Origin of the sequence: Psychrobacter sp. TB55-MNA-CIBAN-0194 (assembly GCF_040309505.1) — a bacterium.
Lineage (GTDB): Bacteria > Pseudomonadota > Gammaproteobacteria > Pseudomonadales > Moraxellaceae > Psychrobacter > Psychrobacter fozii.
Map to the genome: position 1 here is coordinate 437974 of NZ_JBEOOW010000001.1, position 14325 is coordinate 452298.

The 14325-nt window shown below is 42.5% G+C and carries 14 protein-coding genes; 7 read left to right on the forward strand and 7 right to left on the reverse strand.

From position 1 onward, the window contains the following. Positions 1–25 precede the first annotated feature (25 nt). From AAEY75_RS01730 to glnE, 5 genes are all read right to left on the reverse strand, one after another. Complete coding sequence (locus AAEY75_RS01730; protein WP_197216106.1) at positions 26–1117, reverse strand: glycosyltransferase; 1092 nt, start codon at positions 1115–1117, stop codon at positions 26–28. Positions 1118–1183: 66 nt separating this feature from the next. Next, positions 1184–2050, reverse strand: a complete 867-nt coding sequence (locus tag AAEY75_RS01735; RefSeq protein ID WP_352258050.1) for a glycosyltransferase — start codon at positions 2048–2050, stop codon at positions 1184–1186. 108 nt (positions 2051–2158) lie between these two features. Then, positions 2159–2995, reverse strand: coding sequence for a glycosyl transferase (locus AAEY75_RS01740; RefSeq protein ID WP_197216108.1), 837 nt, complete (start codon positions 2993–2995; stop codon positions 2159–2161). 109 nt (positions 2996–3104) lie between these two features. Then, complete coding sequence (locus AAEY75_RS01745; protein WP_197100309.1) at positions 3105–4034, reverse strand: branched-chain amino acid transaminase; 930 nt, start codon at positions 4032–4034, stop codon at positions 3105–3107. A gap of 261 nt (positions 4035–4295) precedes the next feature. Next, positions 4296–7163, reverse strand: a complete 2868-nt coding sequence (gene glnE, locus AAEY75_RS01750; protein WP_352258053.1) for a bifunctional [glutamate--ammonia ligase]-adenylyl-L-tyrosine phosphorylase/[glutamate--ammonia-ligase] adenylyltransferase — start codon at positions 7161–7163, stop codon at positions 4296–4298. Positions 7164–7380: 217 nt separating this feature from the next. On the opposite strand from glnE, the gene tusD reads away from it, so the two are divergent. From tusD to AAEY75_RS01770, 4 genes are all read left to right on the forward strand, one after another. Beyond that, positions 7381–7797, forward strand: coding sequence for a sulfurtransferase complex subunit TusD (gene tusD, locus AAEY75_RS01755; RefSeq protein WP_352258055.1), 417 nt, complete (start codon positions 7381–7383; stop codon positions 7795–7797). An 88-nt stretch (positions 7798–7885) separates the two neighbouring features. Further along, entirely contained in the window at positions 7886–8209 is a 324-nt protein-coding gene (locus AAEY75_RS01760; protein WP_352258057.1) for a hypothetical protein, read from the forward strand. 22 nt (positions 8210–8231) lie between these two features. Beyond that, positions 8232–8561 carry a hypothetical protein gene (locus AAEY75_RS01765; protein ID WP_197216111.1) on the forward strand — a complete coding sequence of 110 codons (330 nt, stop codon included), beginning with the start codon at positions 8232–8234 and terminating at the stop codon, positions 8559–8561. A 26-nt stretch (positions 8562–8587) separates the two neighbouring features. After that, positions 8588–8923 carry a TusE/DsrC/DsvC family sulfur relay protein gene (locus tag AAEY75_RS01770; protein WP_197216482.1) on the forward strand — a complete coding sequence of 112 codons (336 nt, stop codon included), beginning with the start codon at positions 8588–8590 and terminating at the stop codon, positions 8921–8923. A 248-nt stretch (positions 8924–9171) separates the two neighbouring features. Here AAEY75_RS01770 and AAEY75_RS01775 read toward each other — a convergent pair whose 3' ends face one another. Next, a complete protein-coding gene (locus AAEY75_RS01775) occupies positions 9172–9744 on the reverse strand; it encodes a tRNA (cytidine(34)-2'-O)-methyltransferase (RefSeq protein WP_197216112.1) in 573 nt (190 codons plus the stop codon). Positions 9745–10004: 260 nt separating this feature from the next. Here AAEY75_RS01775 and AAEY75_RS01780 point away from each other — a divergent pair, with 260 nt between their 5' ends. Continuing rightward, complete coding sequence (locus AAEY75_RS01780) at positions 10005–10145, forward strand: entericidin A/B family lipoprotein (RefSeq protein WP_101204419.1); 141 nt, start codon at positions 10005–10007, stop codon at positions 10143–10145. 122 nt (positions 10146–10267) lie between these two features. On the opposite strand, the gene hemW is transcribed toward AAEY75_RS01780, so the two are convergent. Further along, the gene (gene hemW, locus AAEY75_RS01785) at positions 10268–11521 is read right to left on the reverse strand and encodes a radical SAM family heme chaperone HemW (RefSeq protein WP_227681299.1); all 1254 of its coding nucleotides are present in this window, start codon (positions 11519–11521) and stop codon (positions 10268–10270) included. Between the two features lie 317 nt (positions 11522–11838). Between hemW and AAEY75_RS01790 the strand changes: the two genes are divergently transcribed. Beyond that, positions 11839–12312 (forward strand): EVE domain-containing protein, encoded by a 474-nt coding sequence (locus AAEY75_RS01790; protein WP_197216116.1) that lies wholly within the window; start codon positions 11839–11841, stop codon positions 12310–12312. 626 nt (positions 12313–12938) lie between these two features. Beyond that, the gene (locus AAEY75_RS01795) at positions 12939–14306 is read left to right on the forward strand and encodes an MATE family efflux transporter (protein ID WP_352258060.1); all 1368 of its coding nucleotides are present in this window, start codon (positions 12939–12941) and stop codon (positions 14304–14306) included. Positions 14307–14325: the final 19 nt, after the last annotated feature.

Here is a 14325-nt window from a genome sequence, read left to right on the forward strand (position 1 = left end):
TGAGTATAAAGAGGATTTGACAGTATCACTTTATGACATCTAGTCTTTGAGAGAATTTTAGATATTTCTCAGCTATTTTAACTGGAAGCAGTGACTCATCAAACGGGGTATGGAACTGTTGTGGATTGCTCATTGCCTGACGCATTTTTTCAGCAATGGCTTCAACATCTCCCATCGGCATCAAGTTGCTTTCAGGTAGCAGCTCACTCGGGCCTGACGGACAGTTGGTGCTTATAACTGGCGTACCTAGCACTAAAGCTTCAGCAATGACTAAAGCAAAACCTTCCCAGTCAGAAGTCAGTACCTTAAATTGTGCATGTTTGATATAAGGAAAAGGATTTTCGTGAAAGCCTAAAAACACCACCTTATTTTCTAGTTTCAACGCTGTGACTAAATTCTCTATCTCATTTTTATGCTTGCCTTGGCCTAAGAGCAACAATGGCATAGATTGATCAGTTTTTGCGTAGGCTTTTACCAATACATCATGACGCTTCGCATCTTTGAAGCTTCCCACATGAATTATATAGTTCTGATATTCAGGAACAAAAGCATTGGCCTGTTTTTGGATATTGTCTCTATCAATTGGATTGTGGATGGCCGCCGTTGGTGTGATATTGCCAAAGCTTTTGATAAAATCCTTTTCAGCACCCTCACTCACACATACACAAGGATGTTTAGAATAAATCTCGACCATTTTTCTTTTTAATTGCTCAGCATCTTGATTTTTATTGAATTTGTAGAGCAGCGATACGGTGTTATGAATAATATAAGTGATATTCGGTAGCTTACTATTACTCAAGATACTATCCGCACGATCAAGATTAGAAAGTATCATGTCAGGCTGACCGATATTTTGTGAAACATACTTATCGACAGAACGCGCAAAAAGCTTATCACGCCTTTCAGATCCTGGTATGAGCTTGTAAGGTTTAAATTTGAGCACATGATAATGAAGGTCTGGGCTCAACTCATACTCTACCAAGGGTTTAAATCGTAGAACATGTACTTCGTAGCCCAATTCATAAAACCCTTGACCTAACGTTAATACCACACGTTCCGCACCGCCGCCTTGTAAGCAATTAATAACAAGTAACACTATTTTTTTGTGCTGTTTCATAAACTACGACCTATCGAGTGATATCTTTATCCACTTAAAGAAACTTACAGTTATTTGATCGAAAAATCAGCGCTTAAAGAGTCTCGAAAACAGTGATTTGGAAGCACTCGGGCGAGTGACTTTATTACCACTGTAGCCTTGTTGAGATTTTTTTGGAAAACTACCGAAAGGTTCAACTCGATAACTGTCTAAATGATATCCAGCGGCAAGCGCTTCATGATAATACTTATCAAAAAGGTCGACCAAATCTTGTCTTGGATGTGGCATTATTTCACCATCGAACCAATGCTCGAACCCTTCCTCGCTCACTCTGGGTAACGAATATTTGTGACTGAACTGCGTTCCCATATCCGAGTAATGTAAGACCTTGATGTCCTCTATCGCTAAGTCTTCACCATCTATACAGTTATAGCTATTTTGATAAGACTCAATCAGCTGAGTATTTTTCTTAAATACCGCCATCATTTCTTTATGACTTTTAGGATCTTGTTTGAGTTTTTCGATAGGTAAAATGACAGACTTTGCAGCTTCACAATCCCACACGCAAGTACATAACCGAGTCATATCAGCATTCGTTTTAGCCGCTACTATGGCCTGTCCTTCGATAGGATGCTGCCATAATTTTGCCAAATCATCTAAAACAACGACATCAGCATCCATATAGATCGCACGTCCAGAATAATTGCAATACGCTGGAATCGCCCATCTAAAACCTGAAAAAGGCGTTGACCACTTGGTGGTATCCCAGCCTTTACCAGTCTCAGGGTTAGAATACCAATAACTATCAGGGTCACGTGAGAGCTGCATCCACACTATTTCCACTGGCACACTGGTATGTTTATGGATACTATAATCTAGAACCATCATCTGTTCTAGATCACAGTTATTTGGGTCACAGCCCACAAAGACTCTGATGATATCGTTTGTTTTCATAGTTCTATCCGTTCACTGGAGAATACTCTAACCCTAGTCATTTACAAGGCTATAAAACATCAGTATTAATTACGTCTAATGTGATAATACTCACTTATAAAGTTAAGCCTATTCTTTCCAATACTTTTCAATCCATCCTACTGGCAAGATAAAGTGGCGTAAATGTCGTAAGGGGCGTTTCAAATTTTTAGGTTCTGCCAGTCTTTTGAGATGATCTTTAGCATTATTAGCCGCATTTTTATTATACATGCCATCAATTGCATGCGTAGGGTATAAATCACCAGGGAAAATAACCAGACGAGCACCTTTAGGAATCTTTGGCTCTTTAAAGTAATTGAACGGAAATGGCTGACGACATTTACGTCTAAAGTGTGCCACCCATGCCTTTGGAAACAGCTTCACACCACCTGGTGCGTTACGAGTGACAAAACGCTGCTCGAAACGATACTCATCAGCGATACCTTGTGGATCCGCCTTGAATTTTTCTTGTAGTGAAACAAGCGAACCTATCTGGAATCTGAAACACGAAGTCTGTCCCAAACGCTCTAATGGGTTGCTCGGGTTATAAGATAAAATAACATCGTCCGGCTTGCCATACTCAAAGAAAGGATCGAGGCTATCGACAATAATCACATCCAAATCTACAAACAGTACTGTACCGGTTAAATCGCCAAGCTTTTCACCCCATAAACGAGATTTTGGCCACTTACCTAGTGTATTGGTTGGCATAGTGACATCTAATGGTGGCAATGCTTGGCATTCGATCTCTGGACGTACATCGGTGGTATCATCTGTAAAGCAAACAAAACGAAATGGCGGCGTAATATTACGAGACACCATGCCATATAGTTTGTTGGCATAATCAGCCCCGTACTTTGTACCCCATTTAATACAAATGATTTGTTTGATGTTTTTATTATCTGCTGTATCAGAATCTATTGGCATTGACTGCTCACTTTAACGGTATGAATAAATATGATGGCTATATTAGCATAAAAAAAAGACTGGACAATTATGTTCAGCCTTTTTAGTTTTTCAAAGTAACAGCATTGTATCAGTCAATAAAGCTTAACCAATCCATATATTGCTCATTGCGACCGTGTACTACATCAAAGTATAAAGTTTGTAGCTTTTCAGTCAAAGGTCCGCGGCCACCGTTACCGACCGTGCGATCATCATATTCGCGAATAGGTGTCACTTCAGCAGCAGTACCTGTCATAAATATCTCATCCGCTAAGTAAAACTCATCGCGAGTAATACGGCGTTCAACCACTTTGATACCTAGATCATCAGCAAACTGAATGATAGTGCGGCGAGTGATACCATCTAACGCACCACCAGCGAGATCCGGCGTATGCAATACGCCATCTTTTACTAAGAACAAGTTCTCGCCTGCACCTTGGCAAACATAGCCTTGTGAATCCATCAAGATAGCTTCGTCATAACCATTACGAGTGACTTCTTGATTGGCCATGATAGACACTGGATAGTTACTTGATGCTTTAGCCTTACACATCGTCACATTGGTCATATGATGTGTGAATGAAGACGTTTTCACACGGATACCGTTTTTGATACCTTCGTCACCCAAATAAGCACCCCAATGCCAAGCAGCAACCATCGCATTGATACTGTTATCACGCGAAGACAGACCTAGCTTTTCTGCACCGACCCAAATTAATGGACGAATATACGCTTCTGCCAAGTTGTTTTGTTTAACCACATCTTTATGTGCTTGCTCTAAAGTAGCTGCATCGAATGGTACGTCCATTTGAAAAATTTTTGCAGAGCCTAACAAGCGCTCGGTATGCTCTTTTAGACGAAAAATAGCAGTACGATTATCAGCAGTTTGGTAAGCACGCACACCTTCAAATACAGCCATGCCATAATGCAAACTGTGTGTCAGTACGTGAACTTTAGCATCTGGCTGCTCAATCATTGTGCCATTCATCCAAAGCTTACCGTCTTGTGTTGCCATGTTCATTTTGTAGTCCTTATGCTAGCGCTAACGTCTAACTTTTTTAGGTAAATTATATTTAATAGTATTTATCGACATCATATGATAACACCACTGCGTCAAATTTCATTGCTAAAATTCAGCATTATTGTCACCAATAAATGATGAAGAATTGCCAGTAATATCACGATGTGTGACCGATTATATCACTGGCAGTCCTAGCAAATGAACTCTTTTGGTTTGGACCTAGTAGGCTATTATTTATAGTTAAAAAACTGGAGATTCATACTACTCTTCATCTGCTGTATCTACACCCATCAAATGCTTCCATTGGTCTTGTACCAATGCCCGTGTTTCTTTCCATAATGACTCGTCAACCAACAATGATTGCTCTGACAATGCCAGTTGATGGGTAGCTGCACGAATTCTTAGATAAGCATCTGTCAAATCTTGACAGACTTGCGCCTCCCAAATGCCAAGTAAGGCAACTTCCTCGAAGATACGGACGTTGTCACTCCATTTGGTCAAACTTGGATGCTCGTGCGAGTAAGCCAATACCGCAAATTGTGCTAAAAACTCAATATCGATTATTCCGCCCGCATCTTGTTTGAGATGGAACTTACCAGATTTCTGCTGCCATTGATTGGTTCCTAGATGCTTTTGCATCTTGATACGCATACTGGTGACTTCCGTTCGTACCTGCTCTAGCGTACGCGGCAATGCTAGTACATTTCGGCGAATATCACAAAAGCGTGCTGTGACTCGTTTATCGCCACAAATCGCCCGCGCGCGCACCAATGCTTGATGCTCCCATGACCAGGCTTTATCTAGTTGGTACGTCTCAAAAGCGTCACATGACACCACCATCATGCCTGCATTACCTGATGGGCGCAGACGCATATCAATCTCGTAAGCACGGCCATCTCGAGTTTGGGTATTGAGATAGTTCATTAATTTTTGTACCAAGCGCGCGGCAAACTTCATTCCACTGACAGACTTTTCGCCCGTGGTCATGCCCTGCTCTTTTATCTTGTGTAAAAACACCAAATCCAAGTCAGAAGAATACGACAGCTCCAGCCCACCAAGTTTGCCGTAACCAATAATAGCAAAGCCACAATCCGCTTCGGTCACAGGATCGCCATCTTGACCAATAGGATAACCATAACGTCTGACAATTTCTGCAAACGCCCGCTCTAACACCGCTTCTAGTACCACCGCAGCGATATAAGTTAAAGAATCAGACACCTTCATAATCGGACGCGCAGCCAATATATCACTAGCCGCTACTGCCAGTATCTGGTTCTTTTTAAACAGCCGTACAACGCTGAGCAGCTTCTCTTCGTCATTGGGCTCTACGCGTAGTAATTGTTGACGTAGAATGTCACGCAGCTCACGCTTATCAGGCAAATGATGATAGCGCTGCTGTAAAAAAGTATCTAGCAGTACAGGATAGTGTGCCAGCTCTTTTGCAATCCAAGGACTGGCTGACAGCATTGGAATCAGCTCAATCGTGGCATTGGGGTTTTCTGCAATCATCACGAGATAGATGGAACGACGACAAATCGCTTCAAGCAACGAGATAAGACGAGGCAACGCTGTATTCGCAAGTTGCTGCTGGTCTTGATGTGCCAGCAGCGCGTGGACGATGACAGGATACGCATCATCTAAACGTTCTCTGGCTTCATCACTTAAATTGGCAACCAGTTTTGACTGCCAAAAATTCTCTAATAGATCTCGGTTTTTTTCCGTAAGTACGTTATCCAATCGTGCAATCTGCTCATCTAGATCTTTTGGCTCGAGGCTAGCATCTTCTTGATCCGGTACTTGACGTTCGGTGACCATACGCTCGAATGGGACGTTTACATTATTTCGATGCTGATTGAGCATGCTGAGTAGCGCGGCCCAGTCCTCAAACCCAAGGGTGATAGCCAGATTATATTGCCACTGCGTATCATGTGGTAAGCGCTGGGTCTGCTGATCGTTAATCGCCTGAATCGCATGTTCAAGTCGGCGCAAAAATCGATAGGCAGCTTGCAGTTGCTTATAGGTCGAAAGCTCTAAATATTTAAGTTGATATAGCACCTTCATCGCGTCCAGACAGGATTTGATCTGTAGCTGAGGATGCCTACCGCCATAAATCAATTGAAACGCTTGTACGATGAACTCAATATCTCTGATACCACCTGCACCAAGCTTGATATTGTCTAAATCTTCACGCTGTGCCACTTGGTTTTGAATAAGAGACTTCATCTCTCTCAATGCTGAAAAAGCACTGTAATCGACATAGTAGCGAAAGACGAATGGCTTAATGAGTGCTTGTAGTTCATCATAGAACGGCTGCTCTAACTGCCCAACCACACGGGCTTTTAGCCAAGCAAAACGCTCCCACGCACGACCGTGTTGAGAAAAGTATTTTTGTAGCGCCGACAAATGAATGGCCAAGTCGCTACCGTCGCCCCACGGACGCAGACGCATATCGACGCGAAAGACAAAACCATCTGCTGTTTTATGATCCAATAGCTTGATAATACCTTGACCCAGTCGAGTCATAAAGCGCTTGTTGTCTATGCTACGGGTACCTTTGTCCTTATCACCATTGGTTTCACCTAGCGCCTGATGGACAAAAATCAGATCGATATCACTAGATAGATTCAGCTCGTGGGCACCAAGTTTACCCATTGCCATGATGGCCATATCATCGATTTGCACATTACCTTTGGCATCAATAAAAGTCGGCTCACCATACTGCTCAATCAAATGCTGATAGGTATAATCTTTGGCAAAAGAGATACAACCCCCTGCAAACTCAGAAAGCTCATCAGTCAACTGCTCAAGTGAGATCAGCTGTAAGGCATCTTGCCAGATCCAACGCATCATTAGCAGAGTACGCAAATCACGTAGTCCTTTCATTACCTTGGCTTCATCAGCGATCTGATAGTTCTCATCCAAAGTATAGTCTTGTATCAGATCGTCAATTTGCTGGCGCGTTAGGGTCTGATCTAATGGATAGCTGCGCAAAAAAGTTTGACATGAGACCGTACGGCTTTCCCAAATCTGATAAGCAAACTCACTCGCCGTCTGCAATACTTGCAGCTGCTCTACTGTAGGCTGACTATCTGTACCATGGGTCTCGCGTGAAGGCATAGCAGGTAACATAGGTAAATAAACTCCTTGCATGGAATGATAAGACTACGTGAACCTAGCGCATAATATTAGCGTTTTTTCTTACGAGGTAGTCACCGAATCTGACAACCATACTAATATATGCCAGTATTTATGATAAAACCACTTTTAATCACACTGACGCACTTTGCTTTTGAGCGCTTTATGGTAGCATAAACACCTTTAGCATTGACGATCGACAAAAATCCTTATGACAACCATGCCCCCTTTACTTTTGATTACCGCTGATCCCAGTCATCCACTGGGTTCTCTAGCGCTACGTTATGCTCGTGCTTATCTTAAAAACACCTCAAACGAAGAAAACACGAATAGCAGTGAAACATTAAATGTCTTTTTTTATGGAGATGCTGCCCATACTGCCAATCGCTTACGCTGGCAGTCAGCAGAGCAAGTTGATTTGACCAAAGAATGGCAAAACCTTGCCAAGCAGTATCAGTTATCGCTACCCGTCTGCGTTAGTACTGCTCTCAGTCGAGGGATTAGTGACATGGATAACAGCTCACGCCATCAGCTCAATGGTGATAATCTTGCGACAGGCTTTTCGCTGGTCGGCCTGAGTGAGCTTGCGATGATGATGCAAGAAGACTGTCGCCTGATTCAATTTTAACAACGCATCGCTTTGAGATATTTTGGCTTGGAAGATATGATTGCGATGACAGCAATCGTCACGCAAGTAATCAGATTAGGATTTAACCATGAAACTATTAATTCAGTTGCACACGCCGACTGAAATGGCCAGTTATGAGGGCTGCGCGCTGGCGCTAACGCTAGCGACCTTTGGTCATGACGTACAATTATATTTGGATGCCCCTGTCTTTGGCCTATTGATGCAGTCTGAATCGCGTTTGCATGGCATGATTCAATCACTTGAGCTGTACGATATGCCAGCAGCTTGGCTGCCTGATGATGTATTCAGTGGATGGGTCACGGGTATGCTGCCAGTAGATCTGGCGTCACAACTGACGTTGATACCTGAAGTCGTGAACTCTCAAGACTTTGAGCAGATACTGACCTTTTAATTGATCAGATAGGAAGAACCAAATGGCAACGTTATATCAATTGCACAGTCCGATGGATACACTGAGACGCGGTATTGACGAGATGTCACGTACATGGCGCACTGGTGACAGTATTTTGCTGCTAGGCACTACTGTTGCCTTTATCGACTGGTTGGACGCTTATTTGGGCGATATTGAGATTGAGGGTATTGCTGGTATTTATGCACTAGCCGATGATGTCTCGCAACTGACGACCAATACGACTCTCAAGCTTAATTTAGAGGCCAAATTGAGTAGAATATTGACAGATAACGAGTGGGTCGAGCTGACTCAAAATACACAATTTGATAAAGTCGTGACCATTGCCTTATGAATAATAATGATGCCACTACCCCTGCTATGACGCCTAGTAATACTGAAATCAGTGTTGAATTAGATCAAGACGGTCATCTGTGTGATCATACTATCTGGACACCTGATATCGCACAACAACTGGCCGACACATTAGACGTCCAGTTGGAAGCTGAGCATTTGCAGATTTTACAACAAGTACGTGCGTTTTTTGCTAAATTCAATCATGCGCCAGCCACGCGCCCATTGATTAAATGGCTACAAAAAACCTTGCCTGAGCACGATATCAGTAATCAAAAACTACAGCAGCTATTCAAAACAGGGTTGGTCGCCCGCCATGTCAATCGCCTGTCAGGTCTACCTAAGCCACCCAACTGTTTGTAACAAATAATTAGCTGCTATATCAAGTCGCTCTGAACGTCATTCTGAACAAAGCGACCTACTAAAAAGACCTATTACTGGGATAATTTTTTTCGCTTACTGTGTTGATGCAAAGATAAGCTATCAAATACTGATATTTATCCCAATAGTACATCATTAAAGGTATAGCTCATTAGCGTGGTGCTACACCTTGATCTAAATATGGATACCTTGCTGTATATTCAGTATTTCACTAGTCAGAAAAAACCACGCTATTTGGGATCATACACCGTCAAGGTCTCATAGCCGACACTACGTCCTTCATCGCCAGCGAAGCCTTGCTGACGCCATATCTCATACAGACATATCGCAACACTGTTAGATAAGTTTAGACTGCGCGAATCAGCCAGCATAGGTAATCTCAACCAATTATCAGCGCCAATATCTTCGCGTATATCATCTGCTAGACCTGCCGTTTCAGAACCAAATACCAATGCAATATTGGGCATTTTCTTAGCTGTCTGAGCACTATTCAAATTTTCACTAGCCTGCAACCCACTAAAGTCATAATCGTAAAATGGTTTGCTCAGCTTAGTAGTCAATGCTGTGACCACATAGCAATCGGCAACGTTCAATGCCTCTCTTGCGGCTGCCCAGTCATCATGTACTTGCAGATGTGCGTATTCATGATAATCCAAGCCTGCACGGCGTAGCTTTTTGTCATCGAGCTCAAACCCTAAAGGTCTGACCAAGTGCAGCTGTGCCCCGCTATTGGCACACAAACGAATGATATTGCCAGTATTACTGGGCATTTTAGGGGCTACCAACACAATATGGATGGTCATACTAACTCCGTCAGTGGACAAAACTTATTATTTGTATTTATCATCGATAAGTAATCGAAAGTTACAGTTTACTGCCAATAATTACATTTTGATACTGTGCACCGTTTTTAACTTTCACTATGATGTCTGTAACGGATAAAGAGATAGTTATTACTTATAATTATCTCTCTATCTAATAAACCTTCAGTGAGTGTTAAGCATTACGCTTGGCATCGCTGTTATTATTTATAACAATCCATTTATTTTTTGAGGATACTATTATGAAAAAAGTAATCATCGCATCTTTGACCGCTATGTTTGTACTAACTGGTTGCAACACTTTTAAAGGTCTAGGCCAAGACGTATCAAGCGCTGGCAATGCTGTAACTGGTGGCGCACAAGACGTACAAGATAAAATCTAAGGTTTGATTTTTTTAGATTTTAGTAAAGGCTTATCATTTATTTGGTAAGCCTTTTTTTATTCCTTTATTTGATACTTATCCTACACTACTACTTTATTCTGAAAAGCTATAACAATACAGTGCTATAAAAACTCTCGTAATATCTGATTGAGATAACGCTGTCCTAATTCTGTTGGCTGTAACCGCTCAGCACTGTCTGTCAATAAACCTTGAGCCACGAGCTTATCTACTGATGGTGCAATACTATTAGCGCTTAGTCCGGTTCTTTCTTGAAACAGTGACCAAGCTACCCCGCCATGTAGGCGCAGCGCATTTAGCATAAACTCACTGACCAGCTCATCACTGTCAATTTCTTGCCAGCCCACCATCTTCGGTGTATTTTGGCTGACAGTAGATTGCTCATTAGCATCTAAATGCCCTACATAATCCTTAGGCAATCGCGACTTGCTAAAACGATAAATACCAGATTGTATTAACAACTCGCTCTTTAACGTTTTATTCGTTTCTGCTGTTTCGCTCGCTTTGTGATGCATCGTCGCTTTATGACTAATTGTCACTTTGCCATGCGCACCAGCCCCAATGGCCAAATAATCCCCAAATTGCCAATAATTGACATTATGACGACACGGCTGATCGGATGCGCCTGCCCAAGCGGACACTTCATAATTGTTGTAGCCCAATTGCTGCAATAGCGCCTGACCTGCTTGTTCAATATCTGCCAAATTGTCTTCGTCTGGCAAAATAGGCTGACTACGATAAAACACGGTATTGGGCTCAATCGTCAGCTGATACCAAGAGATATGTGTCGCCCCTGCATCGTGAGCCATTTGAATATCATCCAACGCTTCGCTCATCGTTTGTTGTGGCAACCCATGCATCAAATCAACATTGACGCGCTCAAAACCAGCAGCGCGTGCAGCGTGAATGGCAGACAGTGCTTGAGCAGGATCGTGTATGCGTCCAAGCGTGGTCAACTTATCAGCAGCAAAGCTCTGTACACCTATAGATAAACGATTGATACCGACCTCTAGGTATTGAGCAAAGGGCGCATGCTCTAGAGTGCCAGGATTGGCTTCCATGGTCACTTCTATATCATCAGCGAATGTAAAAGTATTACGCAAGCTAGTAAACAGTCGACGATACTGTGCAATAGGTAATAGCGATGGCGTGCCTCCGCCGATAAATATTGAACTGATCTCGCGCCCTTGGGCTAGTGATTGCTGCATGTTTGCATCTAACAGCAATGCATCTACGTATTCGTCATACATCGATATCTGACTGTCTATCGGTAGCTCATGAGAGTTAAAGTCGCAGTAAGGGCATTTTTTTACACACCACGGTATATGAATATATAACGCTAGTGGAATGCCACTCATTTCTATTGCACTGGTAGTAGATTCATTAGAGGTATCAGTGTGCTGTAAATCGTTAACGATATTGATATTTGACATAAAAGGATTTATCTATAAATGCGTTGCTGCTGTCATTAGCAGAAAGTAGCGCTAGGATAACGCCTAAATTCAGTAAAAAAAAGACTCTCTTAAAGAAAATCACTGCAATAACAAAACCAGTAACAAACACTCATGTTAACTACATCTTCTTATTGGCAAAATAGCTACTACTGTCGTCGGTTAACGGCTGGTGAATATTCAACACCCCCTAATAAAACCATAATAATTAACAGGATAAAAATATGGCTTACTGGTTGATGAAATCTAATCCAAAGTTTTTTGGCATTGAGGATTTACAACGTCTAAAAACGGATCGTTGGGATGGCGTACGTAATTATCGTGCCCGCAACTTTATGCGCGATGACATGAAAGTCGGTGACCAAGTAATTTTTTATCACTCTAGCGCCAAACCATCAGGCGTGGCTGGCATCATGACGATTAGCAAAGCGGGCTACCCTGATCCCACCCAGTTCCATCCTGAACACCGTCACTACGATCCTATTGCAACCGAAGATGAGCCACGCTGGTATATGGTAGACGTCGAATTTGAGCAGGCCTTTACCGATGTCATACCACTACTAGATCTTAAGTTTTTGCCAGCGCTTGAAGATTCATTGTTACTCAGAAAAGGCTGTCAGCAGTTGACGGTCATTCCGCTAGAGCCAAAGCATTGGCAAGCAATTATGGATATGGCAGAGACACTGGATCTCATATAAAAGGTCATATTTTCTTTCTTTATATTTCTTTATAGTTGTCTTGTATCCGCCATCATTGCTCGCCTTTGAAACATTGACATTATAGCCCAGCTTCTTTACCATCTTATTTATTTATGACCTGTTAATCCCCCCTTTGGATTGACGGGTTATTTTTATTTTAGTGCCGTCACTTTTTTTCATACTCTATTTATCTACTTATGCAACATTATAGGCTTGCTCATATTATTTATCGGAGTATTATCGTCGGCACTACTCTCATCTCATTGTTTCGTTTTATCTCCCTGTCTCGCTATTAGGGTCTGTTGAACATTCAAATGTGGTGCTGGCAGTCACTATTTTTTAGACAATATGCAGTGAAATTTTTGACACCTAGTCATTCTAGGTTAAACAATTTCGCCATGTATTGGCAAAAAATAGTACTGCCCTGAAGGGCTGATGCTAAAATCACCCCAAACGTTGTTGCAAGCCTAGCTAAGGTCTCGACATTATCGTCGACTTGCGCCTAGTTTGGTGCAATTTTAGCAATCAGCAGCCCTAATATTTGAATGTTCAACAGACCCTGGTTTATTGATGGCAGGTTTTGCTCGTTCCTAATAAATACCGTAAAGAATAAAAAGTTGCTCACTATGGTTTTCCCATTATCCTTTAGAGATTTTAAAAGCTACAGCTTACGTTTAGGTGTGCTCGCACTACCTATCTTGATTACCCAATTTTGCCAAGCGGCACTTGGGGTAGTCGATGCCATCATGGCAGGTCAAGTCTCTGCACTCGATTTGGCTGCTGTTGCCGTTGGTTCCGGTATTTGGCTGCCACTATTCTTATTAGCCACTGGTATTTTGATTGCTACCACACCGCTCATTGGTGAGGCAATCGGTCAAAACAAGCATGACCAAGTACCTCATATCACGCAGCAATCCTTATGGACTGCTGGTGTCATTGGTATTATTGGCTTTATTGTGGTTAATTTAGCCCCAAACGTACTTGGAATCATGGGGGTGCCTGAAAACATCCAACCAATCGCCACGCAGTATTTGCATGGTGTCTCGTTTGGTTTCCCTGCACTAGCCGTCTATGCCGTACTACGCAGTTATTGCGAAGCGCTTGGACGCCCTGAGCCTGTCACCGTCATTAGTATCATTGGTCTACTGGCAGATATTCCGCTTAACTATATTTTCATTCATGGTTTATTCGGCATGCCTGAAATGGGCGGCGCAGGCTGCGGTATCGCGACGGCCTTAGTATTATGGATAAATGTATTACTACTTGCTGCTTATACCAGCTTCACTAAACGACAGCAGTTTGCCAGCACACGGTTCTTTTATGGCTTTGCCAGTCCCAATCGTGAACAGATCAAAAAACTGCTGAAATTGGGTATTCCAATTGGTATCTCGATATTTTTTGAAGCAAGCCTATTTAGCTTAGGTGCCCTAGTTATCAGTCCCTTAGGTGAGATAGCAACCGCATCGCATCAAGTAGCATTGGCGGTAACCTCGCAGCTATTTATGATACCCATATCAGTCGCCATGGCGCTGACTATTATGATATCCAATCGCTTCGGCGAAAAAAACCTACTGGCATTACGACAAGTACAAGCCACAGGGCTGATTTGGACCGTATTGATTGCATTGACTTGTATGCTTGGCATATGGCTGTTTAGACCACAACTGGCAGCAGCATTTACTGAAAATCCAGTGGTCAGAGCACAAGCCATGCATTTGCTCATCTTTGCACTGGCTTATCAGTTATTTGATGGCTGGCAAGTCAACATTGCTGGGATATTGCGTGGCATGCAAGACACAACCATACCAATGTGGGTCACGCTATTCTGCTATTGGTTGGTCGCGCTACCGCTCGGTATTTACTTGGTGCGTTTCACTGATGTTGGCGCCCAAGGGTTTTGGATGGCATTAATCACAGGGTTGTTTTTATCGTCTATTCTACTGACTCTGCGACTGCGCTATCAACAGAGACGCTTAACAGCAAAGTGGGCTTAACAGCCTACCTAAATCATAT